Genomic DNA, 372 nt, shown 5'->3' on the forward strand with positions numbered 1-372 from the left:
AGGGCGGCGGATTTGACGGGTAGTGTAAGTGTTACCTTTAAAAACGTAGATGGTATAAACGATGTAACTATTGAAAAGGTTCAATTAACTAATGGTAAAGGTGATACTAGTGCTACTACAGGTTTAGGCGCTTTAGCAGAAGCTATTAATAAAGCTAGTGATAAGACAGGGATAAAAGCAAGTGTAACTGCTCAAACAGTGTTTGAACAACCTATTAAAGCAGGTGAGACTACAAGTAATTTTAGTATTAATGGTGTTAAGATTGGAACAGTAAATGTTCAAGAAAAAGATGCTAATGGTGCTTTAAGAGCTGCAATTAATGCTGTTAAAGATCAAACAGGGGTTGAGGCTTCTGTAGATACTAAAGGAAGA

Annotated in this window: 1 protein-coding gene; it reads left to right on the plus strand. The window is 36.3% G+C overall.

Going from position 1 to position 372, the window contains the following annotated elements; all coding sequences use genetic code 11:
- Nucleotides 1-12: 12 nt before the first annotated feature.
- Nucleotides 13-372: flagellin hook IN motif-containing protein (locus tag AVANS14531_RS09155; protein ID WP_336612166.1), on the plus strand; the 360-nt coding region annotated here is incomplete at its 3' end.

It is taken from the genome of Campylobacter sp. Cr9 (assembly GCF_020138295.1).
Lineage (GTDB): Bacteria > Campylobacterota > Campylobacteria > Campylobacterales > Campylobacteraceae > Campylobacter_E.